26 protein-coding genes are annotated in these 25,027 nt (G+C 62.5%); 18 read left to right on the top strand and 8 right to left on the bottom strand.

Annotation, left to right across the window (positions count from 1 at the left end; genetic code table 11):
- The first annotated feature begins 18 nt into the window (after positions 1-18).
- The 6 genes from C7I85_RS14215 (at position 19) to C7I85_RS14240 (ending at position 6,249) form a co-directional block, all read left to right on the top strand.
- Positions 19-465, top strand: a complete 447-nt coding sequence (locus C7I85_RS14215) for an endonuclease domain-containing protein (RefSeq protein WP_106724644.1) — start codon at positions 19-21, stop codon at positions 463-465.
- Positions 462-1,634 carry an acyl-CoA dehydrogenase family protein gene (locus C7I85_RS14220; RefSeq protein WP_106724645.1) on the top strand — a complete coding sequence of 391 codons (1,173 nt, stop codon included), beginning with the start codon at positions 462-464 and terminating at the stop codon, positions 1,632-1,634. Before C7I85_RS14215 ends, C7I85_RS14220 begins: the two co-directional genes overlap by 4 nt.
- A 9-nt stretch (positions 1,635-1,643) precedes the next feature.
- Positions 1,644-2,099, top strand: coding sequence for an OsmC family protein (locus C7I85_RS14225; protein ID WP_106724646.1), 456 nt, complete (start codon positions 1,644-1,646; stop codon positions 2,097-2,099).
- Between the two features lie 22 nt (positions 2,100-2,121).
- On the top strand, positions 2,122-3,330 hold the full coding sequence (locus C7I85_RS14230; protein ID WP_106724647.1) for an acetyl-CoA C-acetyltransferase: 1,209 nt from the start codon (positions 2,122-2,124) through the stop codon (positions 3,328-3,330).
- Positions 3,331-3,349: 19 nt separating this feature from the next.
- Positions 3,350-5,569 (top strand): 3-hydroxyacyl-CoA dehydrogenase NAD-binding domain-containing protein, encoded by a 2,220-nt coding sequence (locus tag C7I85_RS14235; protein ID WP_106724648.1) that lies wholly within the window; start codon positions 3,350-3,352, stop codon positions 5,567-5,569.
- 134 nt (positions 5,570-5,703) lie between these two features.
- The gene (locus C7I85_RS14240; protein ID WP_106724649.1) at positions 5,704-6,249 is read left to right on the top strand and encodes a thioesterase family protein; all 546 of its coding nucleotides are present in this window, start codon (positions 5,704-5,706) and stop codon (positions 6,247-6,249) included.
- A 26-nt stretch (positions 6,250-6,275) separates the two neighbouring features.
- Here C7I85_RS14240 and C7I85_RS14245 read toward each other — a convergent pair whose 3' ends face one another.
- A complete protein-coding gene (locus C7I85_RS14245) occupies positions 6,276-6,746 on the bottom strand; it encodes a DUF6790 family protein (RefSeq protein WP_106724650.1) in 471 nt (156 codons plus the stop codon).
- Positions 6,747-6,902: 156 nt separating this feature from the next.
- On the opposite strand from C7I85_RS14245, the gene C7I85_RS14250 reads away from it, so the two are divergent.
- The 3 genes from C7I85_RS14250 (at position 6,903) to C7I85_RS14260 (ending at position 8,891) form a co-directional block, all read left to right on the top strand.
- Positions 6,903-7,202, top strand: coding sequence for a hypothetical protein (locus tag C7I85_RS14250; protein WP_181257180.1), 300 nt, complete (start codon positions 6,903-6,905; stop codon positions 7,200-7,202).
- 162 nt (positions 7,203-7,364) lie between these two features.
- Positions 7,365-8,021 carry a S24 family peptidase gene (locus C7I85_RS14255; RefSeq protein WP_106724652.1) on the top strand — a complete coding sequence of 219 codons (657 nt, stop codon included), beginning with the start codon at positions 7,365-7,367 and terminating at the stop codon, positions 8,019-8,021.
- A 42-nt stretch (positions 8,022-8,063) separates the two neighbouring features.
- Positions 8,064-8,891, top strand: a complete 828-nt coding sequence (locus C7I85_RS14260) for a thermonuclease family protein (RefSeq protein ID WP_146148879.1) — start codon at positions 8,064-8,066, stop codon at positions 8,889-8,891.
- Here C7I85_RS14260 and C7I85_RS14265 read toward each other — a convergent pair.
- Complete coding sequence (locus C7I85_RS14265; protein WP_106724654.1) at positions 8,854-10,506, bottom strand: lysine--tRNA ligase; 1,653 nt, start codon at positions 10,504-10,506, stop codon at positions 8,854-8,856. The genes C7I85_RS14260 and C7I85_RS14265 overlap by 38 nt on opposite strands.
- A gap of 238 nt (positions 10,507-10,744) precedes the next feature.
- On the opposite strand from C7I85_RS14265, the gene C7I85_RS14270 reads away from it, so the two are divergent.
- Together C7I85_RS14270 and C7I85_RS14275 are read left to right on the top strand one after the other, a co-directional pair.
- Positions 10,745-11,158: a tellurite resistance TerB family protein gene (locus tag C7I85_RS14270; protein ID WP_106724655.1), complete on the top strand. Its 414-nt coding sequence runs from the start codon at positions 10,745-10,747 to the stop codon at positions 11,156-11,158.
- A gap of 22 nt (positions 11,159-11,180) precedes the next feature.
- Entirely contained in the window at positions 11,181-12,023 is an 843-nt protein-coding gene (locus tag C7I85_RS14275) for a sterol desaturase family protein (RefSeq protein ID WP_106724656.1), read from the top strand.
- Here C7I85_RS14275 and C7I85_RS14280 read toward each other — a convergent pair.
- Positions 12,010-12,813, bottom strand: a complete 804-nt coding sequence (locus C7I85_RS14280) for a transporter substrate-binding domain-containing protein (RefSeq protein ID WP_245444943.1) — start codon at positions 12,811-12,813, stop codon at positions 12,010-12,012. The genes C7I85_RS14275 and C7I85_RS14280 overlap by 14 nt on opposite strands.
- Positions 12,814-13,287: 474 nt before the next feature.
- Between C7I85_RS14280 and C7I85_RS14285 the strand changes: the two genes are divergently transcribed.
- Entirely contained in the window at positions 13,288-15,135 is a 1,848-nt protein-coding gene (locus C7I85_RS14285; protein WP_106724657.1) for a glycosyltransferase, read from the top strand.
- Between the two features lie 25 nt (positions 15,136-15,160).
- On the opposite strand, the gene ppk2 is transcribed toward C7I85_RS14285, so the two are convergent.
- Positions 15,161-16,090: a polyphosphate kinase 2 gene (ppk2, locus tag C7I85_RS14290; RefSeq protein ID WP_106724658.1), complete on the bottom strand. Its 930-nt coding sequence runs from the start codon at positions 16,088-16,090 to the stop codon at positions 15,161-15,163.
- Positions 16,091-16,185: 95 nt separating this feature from the next.
- On the opposite strand from ppk2, the gene C7I85_RS14295 reads away from it, so the two are divergent.
- Both C7I85_RS14295 and blaOXA read left to right on the top strand, forming a co-directional pair.
- The gene (locus tag C7I85_RS14295) at positions 16,186-17,463 is read left to right on the top strand and encodes a sensor histidine kinase (protein WP_106724659.1); all 1,278 of its coding nucleotides are present in this window, start codon (positions 16,186-16,188) and stop codon (positions 17,461-17,463) included.
- A 37-nt stretch (positions 17,464-17,500) separates the two neighbouring features.
- A complete protein-coding gene (gene blaOXA, locus C7I85_RS14300) occupies positions 17,501-18,328 on the top strand; it encodes a class D beta-lactamase (RefSeq protein WP_106724660.1) in 828 nt (275 codons plus the stop codon).
- A gap of 47 nt (positions 18,329-18,375) precedes the next feature.
- Here the strand turns inward: blaOXA and C7I85_RS14305 are convergent, their stop codons facing one another.
- Both C7I85_RS14305 and C7I85_RS14310 read right to left on the bottom strand, forming a co-directional pair.
- Complete coding sequence (locus C7I85_RS14305; protein ID WP_106724661.1) at positions 18,376-18,843, bottom strand: SRPBCC family protein; 468 nt, start codon at positions 18,841-18,843, stop codon at positions 18,376-18,378.
- Entirely contained in the window at positions 18,840-19,193 is a 354-nt protein-coding gene (locus C7I85_RS14310) for an ArsR/SmtB family transcription factor (protein ID WP_106724662.1), read from the bottom strand. Before C7I85_RS14310 ends, C7I85_RS14305 begins: the two co-directional genes overlap by 4 nt.
- Positions 19,194-19,387: 194 nt before the next feature.
- On the opposite strand from C7I85_RS14310, the gene phoU reads away from it, so the two are divergent.
- Positions 19,388-20,107 (top strand): phosphate signaling complex protein PhoU, encoded by a 720-nt coding sequence (phoU, locus tag C7I85_RS14315; protein WP_106724663.1) that lies wholly within the window; start codon positions 19,388-19,390, stop codon positions 20,105-20,107.
- A 163-nt stretch (positions 20,108-20,270) separates the two neighbouring features.
- Here the strand turns inward: phoU and C7I85_RS14320 are convergent, their stop codons facing one another.
- The gene (locus C7I85_RS14320) at positions 20,271-20,795 is read right to left on the bottom strand and encodes a GcrA family cell cycle regulator (protein WP_106724664.1); all 525 of its coding nucleotides are present in this window, start codon (positions 20,793-20,795) and stop codon (positions 20,271-20,273) included.
- A 354-nt stretch (positions 20,796-21,149) separates the two neighbouring features.
- Between C7I85_RS14320 and C7I85_RS14325 the strand changes: the two genes are divergently transcribed.
- From C7I85_RS14325 to C7I85_RS14335, 3 genes are all read left to right on the top strand, one after another.
- Positions 21,150-22,334 (top strand): aspartate aminotransferase family protein, encoded by a 1,185-nt coding sequence (locus C7I85_RS14325; protein WP_106724665.1) that lies wholly within the window; start codon positions 21,150-21,152, stop codon positions 22,332-22,334.
- A 25-nt stretch (positions 22,335-22,359) separates the two neighbouring features.
- Positions 22,360-23,283, top strand: a complete 924-nt coding sequence (argF, locus tag C7I85_RS14330) for an ornithine carbamoyltransferase (protein WP_106724666.1) — start codon at positions 22,360-22,362, stop codon at positions 23,281-23,283.
- Positions 23,284-23,481: 198 nt separating this feature from the next.
- Positions 23,482-24,471, top strand: a complete 990-nt coding sequence (locus tag C7I85_RS14335; protein WP_181257181.1) for an Hsp33 family molecular chaperone — start codon at positions 23,482-23,484, stop codon at positions 24,469-24,471.
- A 76-nt stretch (positions 24,472-24,547) separates the two neighbouring features.
- On the opposite strand, the gene apaG is transcribed toward C7I85_RS14335, so the two are convergent.
- Positions 24,548-24,940, bottom strand: a complete 393-nt coding sequence (gene apaG, locus C7I85_RS14340; RefSeq protein WP_106724668.1) for a Co2+/Mg2+ efflux protein ApaG — start codon at positions 24,938-24,940, stop codon at positions 24,548-24,550.
- Positions 24,941-25,027 lie beyond the last annotated feature (87 nt).

Consider the following 25,027-nt stretch of genomic DNA (forward strand, 5'->3'; position numbering starts at 1 on the left):
GTTGGGAGGATTGCAGGCATGCCTCGTACCCGCGTCAGTTTCGAAATGCGCCAGAAGGCGCGCGCGCTTCGCCTCCATGCGACCAAGGCCGAGTCACTGCTTTGGTATGAATTGCGGGAGTTGCGGCCCTTGGGCCTGATATTCAGGCGCCAGGCGCCGGTCGGGCCGTATATCGTCGACTTCCTGTGTCCGGCGGTTCGACTGATTGTCGAGATCGATGGCGATCTCCACGAGACCGCAGCCGGTAAGCGCCACGATGCCAATCGCGATGCTTATCTTAAATCTCTTGGCTACGCGGTTCTCAGGATCGATGAGCCGGATGTGATGCACAGCGCCTGGCATGTGGCGCAGGCGGTGAGGGAGAAGGCCGAGCGCATGTTGGGCGACCCCTCCCGACCGCTTCGCGGCCACCCTCCCCTCAAGGGGGAGGGGGACGTTGGCGCTATAGAGGGAGCGAACCGATGACCACAAATCCCGCCGAAGTGCTTGGCCTGCCTAAGCCCGCCTGGGTCAGCGAAGACGTCGCCATGCTCTACGACATGGCGACGAAGTTCCTCGAGGCCGAGATCGCGCCGCGCTACGAGGAATTCGAGAAAGCCGAGATATTCGACCGCGAAAGCTGGAAGAAGGCTGGCGAGGCGGGGCTGCTCTGCGCCTCTATGCCTGAAGAGTATGGCGGCTCGGGCGGCACGTTTGCGCATGAAAGCGCCATCATGGAAGCCATCAGTCATGTCGGCGTCGACGGCTTCGGCATCGCGCTACACAACTCCATCGTGGCACCCTACATCCTCCACTATGGTTCGGAGGAGCAGAAGAAGAAGTGGCTGCCGAAGATGGCGACCGGCGAGTTGATCGGCGCCATCGCCATGACCGAGCCCGGTGCCGGCTCTGATCTTCAGGGCGTCAAGACCTCCGCCGTCAGGGACGGCAACCAGTACCGCATCAACGGCTCCAAAACCTTCATCACCAACGGCCAGCTCGCCAATCTGATCGTCGTCGTCACCAAGACCGACCCTTCGAAGGGTGCCAAGGGCACCTCGCTGATCGTGGTCGAGACCGACGAGGTGGAGGGCTTCGAGCGCGGCCGCAACCTCGACAAGATCGGCCTGAAATCCAACGACACATCGGAGCTCTTCTTCAACGATGTGCGGGTGCCGACGGCCAATCTGCTCGGCGCCGAGGAAGGACAGGGCTTTGTCCAGCTCATGCAGCAATTGCCGCAGGAACGCCTGCAGATCGGCGCGACTGCCATCGCCATGGCCGAGCGCGCGCTTGCCGTGACCATCGACTACGTCAAGGAGCGTCAGGCCTTCGGCAAAGCGATCCTCGAATTTCAGAACACCCAGTTCAAGCTGGCGGAGCTGAAGACCGAGGCAACGATCGGCCGCGTCTTCTACAATGACTGCGTCCAGCGTCATCTAAATGGTGGGCTCGACCCGGTAACGGCGTCCATGGCCAAATACTGGCTGAGCGATTTGCAGGGCAAGGTCGTGGACGAGTGCCTGCAATTGCACGGCGGCTATGGCTACATGAACGAATATCCCATCGCGCGCATGTATCGCGACGCCCGCGTGCAGCGCATCTATGGCGGAACCAACGAGATCATGAAGCTGCTGATCGCGCGGAGCCTTTAGGAGGAAGCCATGTCGATCCACACCGCGGAACTGAGCTGGAAGCCGGGTGACGACGACCAGTTTTCAACCGGCCGCTATAGCCGTGTGCATCAGATCGCCTTCGACGGCGGAACCAGTTTCCTCGGCTCGCCCGCGCCTACAGTGGTGCGCGAGCCCTATGCCTCGAAAGCTGCAGTCGATCCCGAGGAGATGTTCGTCGCCTCGCTGGCTTCCTGCCACATGCTCTGGTTCCTGGATTTTGCCCGGCGGGCCGGTATCGAGGTCCTGTCCTACCACGACAAGGCGGAAGGTCTTCTGGAGAAGAATGCGGAAGGCCGCATCGCCATCACCCGCGTCACCTTGCGCCCGGAAGTCGAAATCCGCGGAGACAGGGCAAAGCTCGCGGAAATTCACAGGCAGGCGCACGACGCCTGCTTCATTGCCAACTCGGTGAAGAGCGAAGTCATCGTCGCACCGGAAGATTGAGATTTCAGGAGGTAACGTCACCATGGCCGATGCATATGTCTATGATGCCGTGCGCACCCCGCGCGGGCGCGGCAAGAAGGACGGTTCGCTACACGAGGTTCCAGCTGTGCGGCTGGCAGCCCGTACGCTGGAAGCCATCCGCGATCGCAACGGGCTCGACACCGCGCAGGTCGACGACATCATCTTCGGCTGCGTCGATCCGGTCGGCGAGGCCGGCTCCGTAATCCCGCGCGCGGCCGCCTTCGAGGCAGGCTTCGACAACAAGGCGCCGGGCATGCAGATCTCGCGCTTCTGCGCCTCGGGCCTCGACGCCATCAATTTCGGCGCGGCCAAGATCGCCCAGGGCGCCGACGAAATCGTGATTGCCGGCGGCGTGGAGTCGATGAGCCGCGTGGGCATGGGCATGTCGGGCGGTGCCTGGTTCATGGACCCTTCGGTCGGCCTGCCGGCCTGGTTCGTGCCGCAGGGCATCTCGGCCGACCTCATCGCCACCAAATACGGCTTTTCGCGCGACGACGTGGACGCCTACGCGGTCGAGAGCCAGAAGCGCGCTGCCAATTCCTGGGAAAAGGGCTACTTCAAGAACTCGGTGATCCCGGTCAAGGATCAGAACGGCCTCACCATCCTCGACCATGACGAGCATATGCGCCCGACCACCGACATGCAGGGGCTGGCCTCTCTCAATCCGTCTTTCGTCATGCCGGGCGAAATGGGCGGCTTCGACGCGGTCGCGGTGCAGAAGCACCCCGAGATCGAGGCGGTCAACCACGTGCACCACGCCGGCAATTCGTCCGGCATCGTCGACGGCGCGGCCGCCGTGCTGCTCGGCTCCAAGAAGGCCGGCAAGGCGATGGGCCTGAAGCCGCGCGCCCGCATCCGCGCCTTCGCCAATATCGGCTCCGAGCCGGTGCTGATGCTGACCGGCCCGGTCGACGTCACCGAAAAGCTGCTCAAGCGCGCCAAGATGAAGCTGTCGGACATCGACCTGTTCGAGCTCAACGAGGCCTTTGCCTCGGTTGTGCTGCGCTACATGCAGGCCTTCGACATTCCACATGACAGGATCAACGTCAATGGCGGCGCCATTGCCATGGGCCACCCGCTCGGCGCCACCGGCGCAATGATCTTCGGCACCGTGCTCGACGAGTTAGAGCGGCGCAACCTCAACACCGCGCTGGTCACGCTGTGCATCGGCGCCGGCATGGGCACTGCCACCATCATCGAACGCGTCTGACAGGAGAGGGGAGACAAAAATGGCCTACAAGAACTTTACTCTCGAAACCGACGCCGAAGGCATCGCTCTCGTCACCTGGGACATGCCCGACCGGTCGATGAACGTCTTCACCGAAGAGGTGATGGACGAGCTCAGCTCGATCATCGACCAGGTCGCCGGCGACGCTGCCATCAAGGGCGCGGTCATCACCTCGGGCAAGGATTCCTTCTCGGGCGGCGCCGACCTCACCATGCTGCAGAAGATGCTCGGCCTGTTCCAGAAGGAGAAGGCCAAGGATCCCGACAAGGCGATCAAGCTCTTGTTCGACAATGCAGGCCGCATGAGCCAGCTCTTCCGCAAGCTCGAAACCAGCGGAAAACCCTGGGTCTCGGCCATCAACGGCACCTGCATGGGCGGCGCCTTTGAAATGTCGCTGGCCTGTCACGGTCGCGTTGCCGCAGACAGCGACGGCGTCAAGATGGCCCTTCCGGAAGTAAAGGTCGGCATCTTCCCGGGCGCCGGCGGCACCCAGCGCGTGCCGAGGCTGGCCGATCCGCAGTCGGCGCTGCAGATGCTGACCTCGGGTCAGAACCTAACACCGCAGAAGGCCAAGGGAATGGGTCTCATCCACGCCGTGGTCGAGCCCGCCAAGCTGGTCGAGTCGGCCAAGGCGATGATCGCCGCCGGCCTGAAGCCGGTGCAGCCCTGGGATGAAAAGGGTTTCAAGCTGCCGGGAGGTCCCGTCTATTCGGCCGCTGGTGCCAATCTGTGGCCGCCCGCAATCGCCATCCTGCGCCGCGAGACCTACGGCAACTACCCCGCCGCAGCCGCGATCCTGAAATGCGTCTATGAGGGCCTTCTGGTGCCCTTCGACACGGGGCTCAAGATCGAGCAGCGCTATTTCACCGAGATCATGCAGTCGAAGGAAGCGGCGGCGATGATCCGCTCGCTTTTCGTGTCGCTGCAGGAGCTCAACAAGGGCGCACGTCGCCCCGAGGGCGTTGCCCCGACCAAGTTCAAGAAGATCGGCGTCATCGGCGCCGGCTTCATGGGTGCGGGTATTGCCTATGTCACCGCCAAGGCCGGTATCCCGGTCGTGCTGATCGACCGCGACATTCCCTCGGCCGAAAAAGGCAAGGCGCATTCGGACGCGCTCATCTCCGAGCAGGTCAAGAAGGGCCGCGCCAAGCCCGAGGAGAAGGAAAAGCTGCTGTCGCTCATCACGCCGAGCGACGACTATGCCGCGCTCGAAGGCTGCGACCTCGTCGTAGAGGCGGTGTTCGAGGATTCCGAGGTCAAGAAGGCGGCCACCGAGAAGGCCGAGGCCGTGCTGAAGTCTTCGGCGGTCTTTGCCTCCAACACGTCGACCATCCCGATCACCTCGCTGGCGAAGAACTCGGTTCGGCCGAAGAATTTCGTCGGCATCCACTTCTTCTCGCCGGTCGACAAGATGATGCTGGTGGAAATCATCCTCGGCAAGAAGACGGGCGACAAGGCGCTTGCCGTGGCGATCGACTATGTCCGCGCCATCAAGAAGACGCCGATCGTGGTCAACGACACGCGCGGCTTCTACGTCAACCGCTGCGTGCTGCGCTATATGTCTGAAGCCTTCAAGATGCTGATCGAGGGCGTGCCGGCACCGATGATCGAGAATGCCGCGCGTGCGGCCGGCATGCCGGTCGGCCCGCTGTCGCTCGCCGACGAGACGGCCATCGACCTTGCGCAGAAGATCATGAAGCAGACCATTCGCGATCTCGGCGAGAAGGCGGTCGACCCCGAGCAGATGAAGCTCATCGACACGATGGTCGACAAGTATGGTCGCTTCGGCCGCAAGAATGGCAAGGGCTTCTACGACTATCCGGAAAAGCCGGCCAAGAAGCACCTTTGGCCTGGCCTGAAGGACCTCTACAAGCAGCAGAACCCCGACAAGATCGATTTCGAGGAGCTGAAACAACGCTTGCTCGCCGTCATCGCGCTCGAGGCTGCGCGCGTGATGGAGGAGGGTATCGTCACCGATCCGCGGGAGGCCGATGTCGGTTCCATCCTGGCCTTCGGCTTCGCGCCCTATACGGGCGGCACGCTGTCCTACATCGACGGCGTTGGCGCGAAGAATTTCGTCAAGCTCGCCAAGGCGCTGCAGAAGAAATACGGCGCCGAGTTCAAGGCGCCCAAGCTTCTCCTGGATATGGCCGAGAAGGGCGAGACCTTCTACCAGCGCTTCAGCCCCTATCCGAAGGAAGAGGCCAAGAAGGCGGCCTAATGCGGGTTGCTCCAGCCTGCTGCGGCAGATAGATCGCTGGCCGGGCGAGATTTTCCGATCTCGCCCGGCTTGCTACATAGGCCGCGGATTTCCCGATGCGGGAAAATGAGGTGGCATCACACAGGTGAATTGAAATGTATGTCTGGGCTCGTCTTGCCAGGATGGCGCTCACCACTGGCAGCCGCGGCGACTACCGCATGGGCGACGAGAGCCGGCTGAGCTTCCGCTGCCTGCCGACCGACATCGACTTCAATCTTCATCTCAACAATGCCCGTTATCTGATGCTGGCCGATGTGGGCCGCATCGACATCTTTTTCCGCACCGGCCTCATCGCGCTCGCGCGCGAAAAAGGCTGGGCCCCCATGCTGGGCGGTCTGCAGACCGTCTTCGTGCGCGAAATCCGGCTCTGGCGGAGGTTCGAGGTCGTCTCGACAGTCGAAACCTGGGAGGGCACGCAGATCATCGGCCGGCACAAATTCGTGCTCGACAGCGGCGAAACAGCCGCGCTGGTGCTGACCACGGCCGGCATCTACGATCGGCGCAATCGCCGCTTCGTCGAGTTCGACGAGGTGTTGAGGGCTCTCGGCCGCACCGCCACCGCGCGCCCGCCTACAGAGGCCGAGCGCATCTTCCTCGCCTCTCACACCGGCTTGCGCGCGCTGACCAAGCAGGGTGGCTAGCCGTTTTTCGGAACCTTTGGTAGCGGCTAGCTCAGCCGCCACAGCGTCAGCAGGGCAAAAATCGCCAGAACCACGCAGGCGAACAGGTCGCTCACCATCGCGACATTCTGTTTGACGTTTCGGTCGGTGTCCGTGGCATGCCGGATGCCCGCAATGCCGTAGAACAGGGCGCCAACGATCGCCATCGGCAGCACGAAGCTCGGCGCCACAAGCGAGAGCGTGCCGACGACGCCGGTCGAGAAATTCGCCACGCCGAGCTCCCGCACGAAAGGCAGGACGTCGCCGCTTTCGATGCCGAAGATCCGCCTTGCGGTGAAGCTCGGCTGGAAGAACTGCCTGAGCCCGGCCAGCAGCAGCCGAATCCCGACCATCCAGAACACGAACCACTTGCCGACGAGCGGCAACAGCGAAGCCGTTTCCTCCGAGTGGAAATATTCCGTCAGGATCGATCCAGCGGGCATAACCAGCATCAGGAGAAGAACGACCAGTGCGTACATGGCTGCTTCGAACCGGGTGCGAGAGGGATATGTAGCGGTGCGCCGTCTCGTCAAATCTTGACCAAGCCGGTGCTGAGGGCGCCCACTTTGCTTCCGCCAAGGGAGCCAAAGTGGTAAAGTCATCTCGTTACGTATGTCAGCCGGAAAGGATTGATCATGCGTATGTTGCTGAAGATCTCGATCCCGGTTGCCGAGGGCAATCGCACCATCAGGGACGGCAGCCTCCCCACCATCATGGAAAAGGCATTTGCCAAGCTTCGGCCTGAGGCAGCCTACTTCACGCTCGAGGATGGCAATCGCACCGCCTTCATCTTTTTCGACCTGAAAGATGTGACGGTGATGCCGACCATCGCCGAGCCGTTTTTCAATGGCTTCAACGCCAAGATCGACCTGACGCCGGTGATGAATGTCGAGGACATGAGGGCCGGCCTCAAGGCCATGCTGAACGAGGCCTGATGAGATTAGCGAACACTGGCACGACAACAGGAAATGGGGGGCGCGCGTTGCAGGACGGCTGGCACTCAACCGGTTTCGGATGTCTCAATGTATGGACAAGGCACATGGCGAGGGGTAGATAGCAGGAAAGGTATTTTTTCCTGTTTCCGAAGGGAGCAAGCCATGCTCTCCCATGAGCGAGTCTGGGCCGCCATCGATGCGCTGGCTGACCGTTATTCGCTGTCAGCCTCGGGGCTGGCCAAGCGTGCGGGCCTCGATTCCACGGCCTTCAACAAGTCGAAACGCGCTTCTGCAGACGGTCGCCCGCGCTGGCCGTCGACGGAGTCCCTTGCCAAGATACTCGAGGCCACTAATTCCACGCTCGAGGAATTTCTCGGGTTGGTGGAAGGGCGCAGCAGGGACGACAGGAAAGACGACAGCCTGCCCGTCCAGACCTCCACGGTCCCGTTGCTCGGCTTTGCCCAGGCGGGCGCCGGCGGCTTTTTCGACGATGCCGGTTTTCCCGCGGGCCAGGGCTGGGATCTGGTCGAATTGCCCGCGCGCACGACCGAGAATTCCTACGCGCTCCAGGTTCAGGGCGACTCGATGCTGCCGCTCTACCGCAATGGCGACGTGCTGATCGTCGAGCCGGGTGCGCCCATACGCAAGGGCGACCGCGTCGTGGTCAAGACGCGATCGGGCGAGGTCATGGCCAAGGTGCTTGCGCGCCGCAGCGTAAGCGGGATCGAGCTCGTCTCGATCAATCCCGAGCATCCGGACCGAAGCCTTGCCATGGAAGAGGTAGACTGGCTGGCACGCATCGTCTGGGCAAGTCAGTAGCGAGCCGATAGCCAGTAGCGAGCCAATGGAAAGGAGCGGGCCATGAGTCCGGCTGTCCTTCTTGTCTCCGCCGTTTCACTCGTGGCTATGGGGGGAGCGATTGTAGCCGGCGGCCGCGTCGTAAGTTCCAATGAAGCTGGACCGGCATCTCCGAAATTGAATGTCTCGGCCACCGAAGTGCGCACTGTGTCGAAGATCGACCTGGTCCTGCCGAGAGATAGAGCCGAGCTGATCAAAGCAACCGAACCCGATTCAGAGAGCGTCAGCGGGTACGCGCAAATGCTGGCCGTGGCCGCGCATGGCACCAAGCGCCATAGAGCGCCGAAAGAGCAGCCGACCATCGGCGACGTGTCCATCGCTATGTTGCCAATGCAGGAGCAGGGCCGGCTGAAGGTGCTCTATCGCCCGCGCGCGACGGAAACCGGCACCATCGACGCCATGGGCTACACGCTAATCCTCACGGGCGTGAACCCGCCGAAGCTCAATGAGAAGTGCGTCTACAATGGCAGGTCCTGGCCGTGCGGCGCGCGCGCCTTGACGGAATTTCGTGCCTGGCTGCGCGATCGCGCAGTCACCTGCCTGGTGCCTGCCCAGCCGGCGGGGCGTGCGGTTCTTACCAAATGCAGCGTCGGGCGCGAAGATGCCGGCGCCTGGCTGGTCAAGAACGGCTGGGCGCGGGCACAGGCCGCCGGCCCCTATGCAAGGGCCGGCGAAAAGGCGCGAGCGGAAAAGCTAGGCATTTACGGCGAAGCGCCATGGCTCAAGCCGAGGCAACCGGCATTGCCGCGCCCGGTCAAAGCGCCTGTGCCGCTGCCGCAACCCGAGCTGACGGCTACGCCGCCAACTGACCTTTCAGCGCCTTCTCAATGAGGGCGCGTGTCTCGGCGATGCCGTAGAGCGCAGCGAAGGAGCCGAAGCGCGGACCGCGTTCCTGGCCGATCAACACCTGGTAGATCATCTGGAAGAAGGCGACGGACACGCCGGGGCCGCCTTCCGGGCTTTGCTTGGTGTGATCCTGGTAGCGCTCGATCTTGCGGGCGACGTTGAGCGACGCGTTCTGGATCGCCTCGCTGTCCGCTCCGGCCGGCAGTGCCGCCAACGCATCCGACAGCTTCGCAAGCGCCTCCTGCTCGACTTCGTCGGGCGCACGGTAGACCTTGGTCGGCTTCACGAAATCGTCGAAGTAGCGGATCGCATAGTCCGCCAGCTTGTCGAGTTCGGGATGCGAGGCAGGGGTGACGTCCGGCGCATGGCGTGAGATGAAGCCCCACAGCACGTCCTTGGTCTGGGCGTTGGAAGCGCTGACCAGATTGAGCAGTAGCGAGAACGGCACTGGTAGGTCGATGACCGGCGGCTGGCCGTTATGCATGTGCCAGACGGGGTTGCCGAGGCGGTTTTTCCAGTCCTGCTTCGGATAGGCGGACAGGAAGCTGTAATATTCGTCCACCGCCTTGGGGATGACGTCGAAGTACAGCTTTTTCGCCTGCCGCGGCCGCTGGAACATGTAGAGACCCAGGCTCTCGGTCGTCGCATAGGTCAGCCACTCGTCGATGGTGAGGCCATTGCCCTTCGACTTCGAGATCTTCTGGCCGTTCTCGTCGAGGAACAGTTCGTAGACGAAATGCTCCGGCGCGCGGCCGCCCAGGATGTTGCAGATGCGATCGTAGATCGCCGCGTTGGTCTGGTGGTCCTTGCCGAACATCTCGAAATCGACGGCCAATGCCGCCCAGCGCATGCCGAAATCCGGCTTCCACTGCAGCTTCACATTGCCGCCCTTCACCGACAGCGTGGTCTCGGTCCCGTCCTCGTCGTCGAAGGTGATGGTGCCAGCTTTCGCGTCGACATGCTTCATCGGCACGTAGAGCACGCGGCCGCTCTTGGGTGAGATCGGCAGGAAGGGGCTGTAGGTCGCCTGGCGTTCTTCGCCGAGAGTGGGCAGCATCACCGCCATGATCTGGTCGTAGCGTTCGGCTGCGAGCAGCAGCATTTCGTCGAAGCGGCCCGACTTGTAGTACTGCGTCGCGCTGGCGAATTCGTAGTCGAAGCCGAACGTATCGAGGAAGCGGCACAGCATCGCGTTGTTGTGGTCCGCGAAGCTCTCATAGTCGCCGCCGAACGGGTTCGGGACGGATGAAAGCGGAATGTGCAGATAGGGCTCGAGCGCGGCGCGGTCCGGAACGCTGTCCGGAATCTTGCGCATGCCGTCCATGTCGTCCGAGAAGCAGATCAGCTTGGTGGCGACCTTGTCCTCGGTCAGCACGCGGAAGGCGTGGCGCACCATGGTCGTGCGCGCAACCTCGCCGAAGGTGCCGATATGCGGCAGGCCCGACGGGCCGTAGCCGGTTTCGAACAGCACCGTTTTGGGGAACTCGCGACCTTTATAACGCGCGATGATTTTGCGCGCCTCCTCGAACGGCCAGGCTTTGCTTTCGGCGGCCGCCGCGAGGATTTCGGGGTTGAGATCGATCATGTTTGATCCCGTCATGTCGCTGTTCCTGCATCGTTTGCCGGCGAAGCCCGCCGGCCAGCGTGTTTGTGGAGGCTTGCCAAACTCACGTGTTGAGGCGGGCGACCGCATCGGGCGCGCCCGCTGGAACGGAGTGTGCCAAAGGTCTCTAAGCGGGCGGGCGTTGGGCGTCAACGATTACAGGCATTTTTCCTTGCGGCCAGCGGGCCGCCTACCTACCTTCGGCGCATCGCAAACATGAGGATCGCGCCGCAAAATGTCCAAGCCCACTGCCCAGGAAGCCCTGATCTACCTGATGGTCATCACCTCGGCCGCGGACCGCGACATGACCGACTTGGAATTGGCGCGCATCGGCGACGTCGTGCGCACATGGCCTGTATTCGAAGACTTCAATGAGGACAGGCTGGTGCGCGTCGCGCAGGATTGCCAGAAGCTTTTGCAGGAGCCTGCCGGGCTGGACGGTGTGCTCGTCCTTGCGGCCAAGGCGATCCCCGAGCGCCTGCATGACACCGCCTATGCCGCAGCCCTTGAGGTGGCTGCAGTCGATCTCGAGATCCGACTTGAAGAGGTGCGCGTGCTTCAGCTGCTGCGCCGGCATCTCGCTATCGACAAGCCGACCGTCGCGGCCGTCGAGCGCGCGGCCAAGGCGCGCCACCGCATGCTGACCTGAGACAAGGGGGGAGGGGCAAGCGATGAATGCGATCCCTTCCGAACTTGCCGTTCGCGCCGGCGCCTTCCTGGCGATCTTCCTCACCATGGCATTTTTCGAGCTTTGGTCGCCAAGGTTGGAGCGGGCGGAAATGGCGGGCGCGATGAAGTCGCGCCGCTGGGTGACCAACCTGTCGATGGTCCTCATCTCTTCGCTGGTTTTGCGCGTGGTCTTCCCTGCGGCGGCTGTCGGCGCCGCGGTCTGGGCGCAAGCGCACGGGTGGGGACTGCTGCGTATGGCGGGCGTCCAGCCCTGGCTTGCCGGCATCATCGCCTTCGTCGTGCTCGACTTCGCCGTCTGGCTTGAACACGTCGCCAGCCACAAGATTCCGATCCTGTGGCGCATCCATCGGATGCACCACGCCGACACCGGCTTCGACGTCACCACCGGCCTGCGCTTCCACCCGCTGGAGATCGTGCTGTCCATGGTCTGGAAAGCAGCGGTTGTCGTGGCGCTTGGGCCTCCGGTGCTGGCCGTGCTCGTCTTCGAGGTCGTGCTCAACGGCACCTCGATGTTCAACCACTCCAATGTGCGGATCGCCCCGCGTATCGACCGCCGGCTGCGCCGTGTCATTGTCACGCCCGACATGCACAGGGTCCACCATTCCTCGGATCAACCCGAGACCGACTCCAACTACGGCTTCAATTTTCCGTTCTGGGATCGGCTGTTCCATACCTATGTCGCCGCCCCGAAGCGCGGCCATGAAGGCATGACGATCGGGCTCGACGAATGGCGCGGCGATCAGCCCTCACGTATTGGCTGGTCGCTGCTGCTACCGTTCCAGCCGAACCGCCGGCCGGCTGACCGGGAATTCAGTAGAAACTGACCGGAAAATATCGCAGATAGAGTTCGGCGAAGGTTCCCTTCACCGAAAGTGCGTGCAACGCGTAGTTGAACGCGTCCGCCAGCGCCGGATTGTCGGCCTTCACCGCGATGGCAAGGCCGTTACCGAGATATTCGGGCGCGAGATATGGACCGCCGGCGAAGCGGCAGCAGTCGGCCGCGTCGGAGCCGACGAGCCAGAAACCGAGCCGCATACCGTCGCCATAGACGGCGGCGATCTTGCCCTTTTTCAGGTCGCTGAACAGCGCTTCCTGCTTGTCATAGGTCACCACTTTTGCGTTGGGAAAATAATCGCGCAGCATGCGCTCATGCGCCGACCCGGCCATGACGCCGATCTCCTTGCCGGCGATCTTGCTGTAGAGCGGCTCGGTAAAGACCGCATCCTTGGGCATGATGAAGCGGGCCGGAAACTGAAGATAGGGGCGCGAGAAGGCATATTTGGTGCGCGCTTCTTCCGTCACCGCAATACCTGCGATAATTGCCTCGCCTTCGCCCTTCTGCAGCGCCTGCTCCAGCTCGCCCCATGGCAGGGCCTGGATCTGGCATTTGTCCGCGATGCCGAGCTCGCTGCAAATGGCGCGCACCAGGTCGACATGCAGGCCAGACAGGCGCCCACCGGCGTCGAGGAAGTTGAAGGGCGGAAAATCGGTGGTCGTCAGGAAGCGCAGGCGATCGAGCGACGACAGGTCGGGCTTGGCCAGCCGCTCCTTGGTATCCCAGAACACCGGCACCTGCGGTTCGGCCGCACGGGCGGGCAGGGCGAGGGTCGCCAAGGCACACGCGACAAGGGACAGAGATCGAAGCTTCACCAGAAGGCCCTCGGCTGAACGGGACGAATAAAGGCCGGCAGACCACTATTTCATAGCGCCAATTGAGCAGATTTCCACCCTGGCCTAGCCGATTGCCTACGCCTTTTGGCTTAGCAAAGATACAATCACCGGTACGTGGATCAATTTCGGTTACGTGCATACGATCTTTTCGGGGACTTGCAACATTGGGGGATGTTGCCATGAACAATCGCATTGACGTTGCATTCTGTCATACGCCGCCAGAGGGTCTTTTAAAGACTCGACTGTCGGCTCCTGCCGCGTCGCCACCTCAGATCGATACCGCAGCAGTGAGCCTCCGATGGTGGGTGCGGTGTCGTGGCTTTGTTTGACGCGACAGCTGACGGCTGGGGCACCTTTGAAAGAGTGCCTCTGCACCCCCGACCCACTCGCCCTGCGCCCAGCGCACCGGCGCCGACCTTGCTGGAAAGCCTGTCCTTTCCCGATCAGGAGGAATGGCAGCCGCTCCTGCAGCGGCTGAAGGTTGCGCCGGATATCGCGCTATCCGCCGCCGTGCGGGCTCGCGTCAATGGCACGGACTTCCAGACGGAGCTGCTGGCTTCCGGCCTTGTCACTGAGGAGGCCTTCTTCAGAGCACTCGCCGACGAAATCGGCCTGTCCTTTGTGGAGCGGATAAATCCCGACAAACTGATCCTGCGCGAGGCCCATTGCCTTACGCTGCTGCAAAGCAGCAACGACTATAGACCCGTGAGGGTCGAGGGGGACGATGGGATTTTCCATGTGATTGCGCCCGAGCGGCTGTGCATGGGCGCTTTTCGGGCGCTGATAACGCACTGTCCTGGACTGTACACTCAGCTCAAGCTTACGACACCTGGTGCGTTGCGCAAGGCACTGCTGGCGCGAGCCGAGCCGCTGTTGGTCCGGGCCGCTGCACGCGGCCTGTTCGAGAAATACCCTCAGTATTCGGCGCGCATCGTCGCGAATGCCTGGCAAGGGATGGTTTGGGGAGTTGCCATGGCCGCCTTGGCGGCAGCGATCCTGATCACCCCGTCTGCGGCATACGGCTTCGTCCATTTCATTTTTTCCATCTGCTATCTTGCATGCATCGCTCTTCGCTTTGCAGCCCTGCCGACTGCGCAACCGCCGAGCACGGCCGAAATGCGACCTGCCGAAGCCGGCGAGATGCCGGTCTATTCGGTGCTGATCGCCCTTTATGATGAAGCCGAGATGGTTCCGGGCCTGCTCGACTCCCTGGCGCGTCTCACCTGGCCAAGGAGCAAGCTGGAGATAAAGCTGGTCTGCGAGGCCGACGACCGCGCCACGCTGGCGGCAATACGCGCCCGTCCGCTTCCGCCGCATATCGAGGTGATCGAAACGCCGCTATATGGTCCGCGCACCAAGCCCAAAGCACTGGCGTATGCCCTGCCGATCGCACGTGGGGAGATCGTGGCGTTGTTCGATGCGGAGGACCATCCTCATCCTTCGCAGCTCATACAGGCCTGGCAACGGTTTCGCGACAGCGACGAAAGCCTCGCTTGCGTCCAGGCGCCGCTGGAAATTGCCAATCCCAACGGCTCATTGATATCGCGGATGTTCTTCTTCGAATACGCTGCCCTGTTTCGAGGCTTGCTGCCCTGGCTGGCGCGCAAGGGATTGGTGCTGCCGCTCGGCGGCACATCGAACCATTTCCGTCGCGAGGCGCTGGAGAAGGTCGGCGGCTGGGATCCGCACAACGTCACCGAAGACGCCGATCTCGGTCTGCGGCTGGCGCGCTTCGGCTATAGGTCGGAAACCATCTCGTGCCCCACGCTGGAGGATGCGCCCGAAGATTTCGGCACGTGGTTGCCACAGCGGACTAGATGGTTCAAGGGCTGGGTCCAGACCTGGCTGGTCCATATGCGCAGCCCGTCCCGGCTCGTTGGCGAGGTTGGCTTTGGCTCCTTCGTGATCGCCCAGATCCTCTTCGCCGGACTGATAATTTCGGCCCTGACCCACCCGTTGCTTGTGGCGATGGTGCTGGACACGCTTTTGGACATCGCAGCGGGCAAGCCGCTCGATCCGTGGGAATCCAGACTTTCGCCGCTCGACATCTTCAATATCGCCTGCGGCTACCTATCCTTCCTGCTTCTCGGCTGGCGAACGCTGCTGCCTTCGGAGCGGAAAGGGTACTGGAAAGTGGTTCTGTTCATTCCGGTCTATTGGCTGATGATCTCGCTCGCCGCCTGGCGCTCGGTCTGGCAATTGTGGCAGCGGCCTCACCATTGGGAGAAGACCGCCCACCGCCGGGCAGCGAAGGCGAACCTTTAGAGCTTTCGAGTAGGGCGGAGGCTACTTAGGATATCTTCTTGAGGAATTTCGGCCCCTCGCCGACCAGTTTTTCGTCACGCTTGCCGACCGCTTCGAGGTCGCGATCGTCATAGGGCAGGCTGAGCAGGATGTGGCGCATCACCTCCAGCCGCGCGCGCCGCTTGTCGTTGGCACGCACGATCGTCCATGGGGCGTGTTCGGTATGTGTGCGATCGATCATCTGGTCGCGCGCCTCGGTGTAGGCATCCCATCTGGTCATGCCCTCGACGTCCATCGGCGAGAACTTCCAATTGGTCAGGGGGCTGTGGCGGCGCTCGTGAAAGCGCTTGAGCTGCATTTCCTGCCCGATGTTCAGCCAGAACTTGAAGAAGCGGATGTCGTCACCGACGATCTGCCTTTCGAAACGTGGTGTATCCTCGAGGAAGTGCTCGTGCTGCTTTGGCGTGCAGAAGCCCATCACCGGCTCCACGCCGGCGCGGTTGTACCAGGAGCGATCGAATGTGACGAATTCGCCCGCGCTCGGGAAGTGGGCCACATAGCGCTGATAGTACCACTGGCCGCGTTCGGTTTCGGTCGGCTTGGTCAGCGCAACATTGTGCGCGGTGCGCGGGTTTATGTACTCGTGCATCACCTTGATCGTGCCGCCCTTGCCGGCGGCATCGCGCCCTTCGAAAAGGGCCATCACGCGGGTTCCCGTCGTCTGCATCCAGGAAATCAGCTTCACGAGCTCGATCTGGAGGCGCCGCAGCGTCTCTTCGTATTCCTTGACGGGCATTTTGTCGTCATAGGGATAACCGCCCGATCCTATGGCCTTCTTGTCGATCCAGTCGGGCAGCTTGGGATCGTTGATGTCGAAGACGCGCTTCTTGCCGTCGACCTCGAGCTTCAGCGGGCCGACGCTGACTGTGTTCTCGCGACTGGCGATTTCCTCGACGGCCTCTTCGGCGTTTTTCATCGCAGCGAACCTTTCCTGTTCTTCAACTCATGCTATTGGGTGCTGTCCGCCGGGTCCAGAGAGAGCGTGATGGGCCGGCAAGGAGGTTTATTCGCATGAGCGCTGCAAGCAGGGACAATGGCCGCGGCCGCGCCGCCAGGCTCTTTGCCCATCGGTTCCGCCAGAACCGTTGGATGCTTGCTGCCGGTGTGGCGGCAGTCCTGGGCGTCTTTCTCGCATTGCCCCAATGGCCCTGGGTGGTTGCCTGCGTCATCGCCGCTTTGTTCGTCGTTGCCGCGCTGGCGCCCAGCCGCACGGCCGACCAGCGCCGCGTCGAGGCGGAGGAAGTCAGCAACTCGGGCGGGTTGATCGGCCTGTCGAGCGAAAACCTTGCCGCCGCCGTCACCGATCCGCTGATCGTGTTCGATGGCGCCGGCGCCGTCGTCCACGCCAATGCCGCAGCCACCGCCGCCTTCGGCGCCTTGCATCCGGGCATATTGCTGCTTCTGAAATTCCGTGCACCTGAAATGCAGGAGATCATCCAGGCAGTGCTGTTCGGCCACGCGACCGCGCGCCAGACGGATTATTCCGAGCGCGTGCCGATCGAACGGGTGTTTCGCGTCACCGTTTCGGCCGTCGGCCGGGGCACCGGCTTCTACGTCATGGTGTTCAAGGACCAGAGCGAGACGCGCCGTATCGACCGCATGCGGGCCGACTTCATCGCCAACGCCAGCCACGAGCTGCGCACGCCGCTGGCGTCGATCTCCGGCTTCGTCGAGACGCTGCGCGGGCCGGCCCGGGACGACGCCAAGGCGCGCGACCAGTTCCTGCAGATCATGCAAAACCAGACGGCGCGCATGGCACGTTTGATCGACGATCTTCTGTCGCTGTCGCGACTGGAGATGAAGCCCTTTTTGAAACCCGGCGCGACAGTGGACCTGCGCGGCGTCGTGGAAAGCGTCATCGATTCTTTGACGCCGCTGGCCAAGGACAGCGGGGTCGTCATAGAGCGCGACTTTGCCGACGACATCCCGGCCGTCCTCGGCGACCGCGACGAGCTGTTCCAGGTTTTCGAGAACCTTGTCGAGAATGCCTGCAAATACGGCCAGACCGGCGGTCGGGTCATCGTGTCGATGGTCGGTCCGGAGACGAATGCGGAAAAGGAGACGACCGTCACCATCCGCGATTTCGGCCCGGGCATCCCCGAGGAGCACATTCCTCGCGTCACCGAGCGCTTCTATCGCATCGATGGCGAACTCAGCCGTACCCAGAAGGGGACAGGGCTCGGCCTCGCAATCGTCAAGCACATCCTCACCCGGCATAAGGCGCATCTGACGATACGCTCGAAGCTGGGCGACGGTGCGGCCTTTACCGTTCATTTCCCATCCGAGTGATAGTTCTTCGGCGCCGGGGGGCGAACGAGGACATATAATGACAATCCTGCTCAGACCAAGACTTCTGCTTGGGCTGCTCGCTGTCGCGGGCTGGCTCGGCATCTCACCGGCTGTTGCGGCACAGCCGGCCAAGGTTCCCGAATGCACCGTCATACTGGATGCGGCTACCGGCAAGACGCTGCATCGCGAAGGGACATGCAGCGAACGCTTCAATCCGTTTTCGACGTTCAAGCTTCCGCTTGCGCTCATCGGCTACGATGCCGGCATCCTGCAGGACGAGCACACACCGAGCTGGGACTACAAACCCCAGTTCAAGGCGGTCAAGCGCGACCAGAAGACGGTCGATCCCACCATTTGGGAAAAGGACTCCATCCTCTGGTTCTCGCGCCAGATCACGCGGCGGCTGGGCGAGAAGCGCTTCGCCGGCTACGTCTCCAAGTTTGGCTACGGCAATGCCGATGTTTCAGGCGACCCCGGCAAGAACAACGGCCTCACCGATGCATGGCTCTTGTCATCGCTAAAAATCTCGCCCGACGAGCAGGCCGATTTCGTGCGCCGCATGCTCGCGGGCCAGCTACCCGTGTCCGACAAGGCCTACGCGATGACCAAATCGATCATCCCGCAGTTCGAGGCCAAGGACGGCTGGGTCGTGCACGGCAAGACGGGCAGCGGCTGGCTGCCCGGCAAGGACGGCAAACCAAACAGAAACCGACCGCTGGGCTGGTTCGTCGGCTGGGCGGAAGCGAACGGCCGCCAAATCGTTTTCGCCCGCATGCAGGTCGGCACGGACAAGGCCGAGTCCCCCAAGGGGCACAAGGTCCGCGACCGGTTCATCGAAGAACTGCCGGGCTTGATGCGGCAGTGAAGTTTGGTCGAGCTGCCTGGGTTCAGGCAGCTCGACTGCAATAAGGGCTATGCCGTCTCGCGCTCGAGGGCCCTTGCCAGGCTTTCGAACAGTTCGCGCGTGCCTGCCTCACGCTGCTCCACATTGTCGAAGCCGTCGAGATAAGCGCCCTGCTCGGTGAAGACGAGCTTGGTGCCGTTCCCCGCCGGCGTCAGTTCGGTGGTGGCGAGCGAGGCGGAAATCCGGTTGTCGCCAATCATCATCGAATAGGCGGCGATGATGCGCTGGTTGGGCACGATGTCCTGATAGAGCGCGTCATAGCGCATGCGCTCGCCGCTGCGGAACTTGAACTGCGACGCCTCGATGCCGCCAACGCGAAAATCGAGGTCATAGCTTTCCACGATCCAGCTTTCGCCCTCGGCGAACCATTGCCTCTTGATTGCGGGATCGGAACATGCCCGGAAGACCTGCTCGGGCGACGCGTCGTAGAGGCGCTCGATAGTGAAGGTTGCATGCGTGACGTGTCTTGCAGTCATGACTTACTCTCCTTGTCCTGTTCGTTGGCCTGATTGGCGAGGATTTGCCCGAGGCGGTCGAAGCGCCGCTCCCAGATCGCCCGCCGCTGGCTGATCCACCGCTCAGCAATGTCGAGCGCCTGCGGCTCGATGCGGCATGTGCGAACGCGCCCTACCTTCTCGGAGTGGACGAGCCCGCTCGCCTCCAGCACCTGCAAATGCTGCACGACGGCCGAAAGCGACATGTCGAGCGGTTCGGCAAGCTCGCTGACCGATGCAGGCCCAAGCGCGAGGCGCTCCACCATCGCGCGCCGGCTGGCGTCGGCAAGAGCCTGGTACATGAGGTCGAGTTGGTCTGAATGGTGAAGCATACGCTTAAGTATCCTGCTGCGTGGCCGGTGTCAAGAAAAGTTTAGCGTCTACTTCAGTATCGGGAATTTGCGCCTGTTTTCGGCGCTTCGGCGCGTATCCCGGCTAAGCATTCTTTTTTCCGTCATGCAGCTGGCGTATGTACTTAGATTCAGGATCAGAGCTGCCTGAAGGGCATCGAGGAAGAGCACCGCTCATGTATTCGCACCACACCGTTCGCGCCTATGACGACGAGCTGACATATCTGACGCGCAAGATCGCCGCGATGGGTGGCCATGCCGAGCGGCTTGTGGATCAGTCGGTGGCGGCCCTCGTCAATGCCGATGTCTCGCTGGCCCGAAAGGTCATCGAGGATGATGCGTTGCTCGACGAGGCGCAGCGCGAGATCGACGACAAGTCCATCCTGGTCATCGCCCGGCGTCAGCCCATGGCAGGCGACTTACGTGAGATCATCGGCGCCATTCGTATTGCTTCAGATCTCGAGCGCGTCGGCGACCTTGCCAAGAGCGTCGCCAAGCGTGTCATGGTGGTGGCCGAGGGCCGTCAGCCGATCAGCCTGTTCCGTGGGCTTCAGGCGCTGGCCGAACTTGCGCTGACCCAGCTCAAGGAAGTGCTCGACGTCTACGCGTCGCGTTCGGTCGAGCGCATCGAGTTCGTGCGCGACCGCGATAACCAGATCGACGCCATGTACACCTCGCTGTTCCGCGAGCTGCTCACCTATATGATGGAAGATCCGCGCAACATCACGCCCTGCACGCATCTTCTGTTCTGCGCCAAGAACATCGAGCGCATCGGCGACCACGCCACCAACATTGCCGAGACGATCTATTACGTCGTCACCGGCGACCAGATGCCGGTCGACCGCCCGAAGGAAGACAAGAGCCACCGCGTGACGCTGCCGGCGGATAAGCAGTAGGCCGGTTTGGGAAGTTGCGCCCTTATCTCCCTCTTGATGGGGGAGGTGGCCACTCCGAGCCTTCGAGTTTCCAAGAAACAGTGGGAACAGCCGCGCCCCGATAAAAAAACGCCGGGCTTGGAGCCCGGCGCGATAATTTGGGAGCATTTCGCAGAAGGCAGGATCAGCGCAGGCGGCGGCGTTCCGCGGCCGGCTGGAAAGCGATCTTGGAGTGGTACCTGCAATAAGGGCCGGTTTCGCCTGCCTCATTGCCGCAGAAGTGGAATTCCTCGGTCAGCGGGTCGCCGTTCGGCCACTTGCAGGTGCGCTCGGTGAGATCGACCAGCTGCAGATGACGCGAGATCGGAACCACGACGTTCTCGACCGGGCGCAGGTATTGGCGGGCCACCGGCTCGACTTCGAACTGGGCCTGCAGCGCCGTGGCACCCACCGTTGCGGTCACGGTGCGGGTAGGGGCTGCAACCGGGCGTGGCGCGGCCTTGGTCACGGTCGCGACCGGAGCCTGGACGGTCTTCTTCTGCCGGGTCGGGGCGGCCGTAGTCCGGCCGCGGCTCGACAGCTTCAGCCGGTGAACCTTGCCGATGACGGCATTGCGGCTGACGCCGCCCAGCTGTGCTGCAATCTGGCTTGCGCTCAGGCCTTCGGCCCAAAGTTTACGTAGGGTTTCGACGCGCTCGTCAGTCCACATGGAAATGTGCTCCTGCTGCAATGTGCGGCACCCGGAATCCATTCCCGTCCCGACTAAAGTCGGGCCGACACCACATATACACGGGTGAATGAGTTTGCCGCACGAAATCTAGTTATTTCTGGCCACAAATTAGCTTATCGGCTGACTCGGTGACAAGAGTCCGAGAAGCCACACGAATCCGTTTTTTGGGTTTTCCCCAACTTGCCCGCGAAATCGCCAATCCCGACCGCGCGATTTTGCGAGCTTTTCTTTTCTGGGCGACGTTTTCGTTGACTTGATGGCAGAAAAGGCAATATGCCCGTTAAGGCCGCCGTTTGGGCGGCTTTTTGGTTTTCGGTACCCGGAGACGCATAGATGAGCGGTTCGGCGCTTTATGATACTTTTGCGCGCGCCCCCCTGGCTTTCGAGCGGGGTGAGGGCTCATGGCTGATCACCGAGGACGGGCAGCGATATCTCGATTTCGCCGGCGGCATTGCGGTCAATTCGTTGGGCCACGGCCACCCAAAGTTGGTGGCAGCGCTGACCGAGCAGGCCGGCAAGCTCTGGCATACGTCGAACCTTTATGAGATCCCCGGCCAGTCTCGCCTGGGCGAGCGGCTGGCTGAGGCCACCTTCGCCGACAAGGTGTTCTTCACCAATTCGGGCGCCGAGGCGCTGGAGTGCGCGATCAAGACCGCGCGCCGCTACCAGTATGTGAACGGCCACCCCGAGAAGTTCCACATCATCACCTTCGAGGGCGCCTTCCACGGCCGCACGCTGGCGACCATCGCCGCCGGCGGCCAGCAGAAGTATCTGGAAGGTTTTGGGCCCAAGGTCGAAGGCTTCGACCAGGTGCCGTTCGGCGATATTGCTGCGCTCGAAAAGGCGATCACGCCCGAGACGGCCGCGCTGCTTATCGAGCCCTTGCAGGGTGAGGGTGGCATTCGCGAAGTGCCGGTCGCGTTCCTGAAGCGTCTGCGCGAGCTGTGCGACCAGCACGGCTTGCTGCTGATCTTCGACGAGGTACAGAGCGGCGTCGGTCGCACCGGCAAGTTCTTTGCCCACGAGTGGGCAAACGTCACCCCGGATATCATGGCGATCGCCAAAGGCATCGGCGGCGGCTTCCCCGTCGGCGCATGCCTTGCGACCGCTGAGGCGGCTGCCGGCATGACCGCCGGCGTCCACGGCACCACCTTCGGCGGCAATCCGCTGGCCATGGCGGTCGGCAATGCCGTGCTCGACGTGGTGCTGGAAGATGGTTTTCTTGCAGAAGTCCAGCGCAAGGCGCTGCTGATGAAGCAAGGTCTCGCGGCCGTTGCCGACGAGTTTCCGGACGTCATCGAGGGCGTGCGCGGTTCGGGCCTCATGCTCGGCTTGAAGTGCAAGATGCCCAATACAAAGGTCAACGCGGCCCTGCGTGATCAGAAGCTGCTGGCGGTTCCCGCCGGCGACAACGTGATCCGCCTTCTGCCGCCGCTGACCGTTTCGGACGAAGAGATTCGCGATGCGCTGGAGCGCATCCGATCGGCTGCCAAAGGCCTGTCCGAAACTTCCGCATGAGCTGAAACGACCTCAGAGGATCGACATGACCAGTGGTATTCGCCACTTCACCGACCTTTCCGCTATTTCCGCAAGCACGCTGCGCGGCATCCTCGACGACGCCGTGGCGCGCAAGGGAAGGCTGAAGGCCGGCGAGCGATCGCGACCGCTGGACGGCAAGGTGCTGGCCATGATCTTCGACAAGCCGTCGACGCGCACCCGCGTGTCGTTCGATGTCGGCATGCGCCAGCTCGGCGGTGAGACCATCATGCTGACCGGCACCGAGATGCAGCTCGGCCGCTCCGAGACGATCGCCGACACTGCCAAGGTGCTGTCGCGCTATGTCGACGCCATTATGATCCGCACCACCTCGCATGAGCGGCTGCTCGAGCTGACCGAGAATGCTACCGTGCCGGTCATCAACGGCCTCACCGACGACACCCATCCCTGCCAGCTCATGGCGGACGTGATGACCTTCGAGGAGCATCGTGGCCCCGTTGCCGGCAAGACTTTCGCCTGGGTGGGCGACGGCAACAACGTGCTGCATTCGCTGCTGGAGGCTTCGGCCCGCTTCAGCTTCAACCTCAATGTCGCTTCGCCGGAAGGCAGCGAGCCGGCGCAGAAGTTCATCGACTGGTCGCGCGACAATGGCGGCCAACTGAAGTTCACGCGCAGCGCGGAAGAGGCGGTCGAGGGCGTCGACTGCATCGTCACCGATTGCTGGGTGTCTATGGGGCAGGAGCATCGCGCCCGCGGCCACAACGTCTTCATGCCCTATCAGGTCAATGAAGCGCTGATGAAGCGTGCCAAGTCTGACGCGCTGTTCATGCACTGCCTGCCCGCCCACCGTGGCGAGGAAGTCACCGACGAGGTCATCGACGGACCGCATTCGGTGGTGTTCGACGAGGCGGAAAACCGCCTGCACGCGCAGAAGGCGGTGCTGGCCTGGTGCCTGGGCGCCGGAGCCTGACGCTGAAGGCTCGTCGCTGGCGCTTGTGAATTGTGCCAGCGCGGGCCGGTGGTCGGCGACGGCTTGACCTTGGCCGCGCAGGACAAGAGCTTGATCCGGCGGGCATGTATGCCTATTTGCGCCGGATCGCACTTGTTTTGATGCTCGAACGCGCGGCCCCGGCGCATTGTTGGAGGCCGTAACAAAGGATTTGGTCAATTGGCTGATACTGAACGCAAGCTTGGCGAATTTGGCTTCGCCGGTGACGACGCCGTCGTTCCTTTCGAGGTCGGCCCGCTCGACGTGCGCGGCCGCATTGTGCAACTCGGGCCGTTGCTCGATCAGATCCTGGCCCGGCACGACTATCCCGAGCCGGTGGCTCGTCTGCTCGCCGAGGCGGTGGTCGTGACCGTGCTGCTGGGCACGTCGCTGAAATTCCAGGGCAAGTTCATCTTCCAGACCCGCACCGACGGGCCGGTGGACATGCTTGTGGCGGATTTCACCACGCCGCAGTCGCTGCGCGCCTATGCGCGCTTCGATGCCGACCGGCTCGAAGCTCTGGTGGCGGCAGGCGAGACTTCGGCTGCGACGCTGCTCGGCAAGGGCGTTCTCGCGCTGACCATCGACCAGGGCGCGCACATGCAGCGCTATCAGGGCATCGTCCAGCTCGACGGCACTTCGCTCGAGGAAGCCGCCAAGACCTATTTCCGTCAGTCGGAGCAGATCCCGACTGACGTGAAGCTGGCGGTCGGCAAGCAGGTCGTTCCGGGTTCGGGCGGCCGCGAGCACTGGCGCGCCGGTGGCTTGATGGCCCAGTTCCTGCCCAAGGCGCCGGAGCGGATGCGCGCGCCTGACATCCATGGCGGTGACGGCGACCACGATCACTCGCCGCGCGAGCTGGCAGATAATGCCTGGCAGGAACTGCTGGCACTGACCGGGACCATCGAGCCGACCGAGCTGGTCGACCCCACCGTGGGCTCCGAGCGGCTGCTCTACCGGCTGTTCAACGAGCACGGCGTGCGCGTCTTCGACAGCACAGCCGTGCGCGACGAATGCTCCTGCTCCCGCGACAAGGTCCGCGGCATTCTCGGCGGCTTTTCGGCCGAGGAGATCGCCGACAGCGTGGAAGAAGGCGTCATCCGCGTCAATTGCGAGTTCTGCTCGAAGAAATACGAGTTCGAACCGACGGAAGTTACCGCCGACGCATAAACACGACTAAGGCGCAGGATCGGCGACTGTCGTTCCTGCGCCTTTTCGTTGTCGTTTCTCGCGCCGACCCGATGGGTCAGTTCACCGTGCGCATCGTGTCCGGCAGGTCGAGCGAGAAGGCGGGGATTTCGACGTCGAACAGCTCGTCGCGTTCATTGCGCATGGTGTAGCGCCCGACCATAATTCCCGACGGCGTCGTCAGCGGGCATCCCGACATGTATTGATAGCTGTCGCCGGGGCTGAGTTCGGGCTGTTCTCCAACCACGCCGGCGCCGCGCACCTCTTCCACGCGGCCCAGCCCGTCGGTGATGTGCCAATAGCGCGACAACAATTGCACGAATTCGTCCGATTGGTTGGCGATCGTCACGCGATAACCCCAGACGTAACGGCTTTCGGCAGGGTCGGAACGCTCTTCAAGGTAGAACGGCTCGACGCTCACTTCGATATTGCGCGTAATGGCGCGGTACATGGCATCGACTCCTTACCCAACACAAGAATCTTCCCATGCCATAGGCAGGTCAACAGACTCTTGTCATCATCACCGCGATTGTGATTT

Source organism: Pseudaminobacter soli (ex Li et al. 2025) (assembly GCF_003012705.1).
GTDB lineage: Bacteria > Pseudomonadota > Alphaproteobacteria > Rhizobiales > Rhizobiaceae > Pseudaminobacter > Pseudaminobacter soli.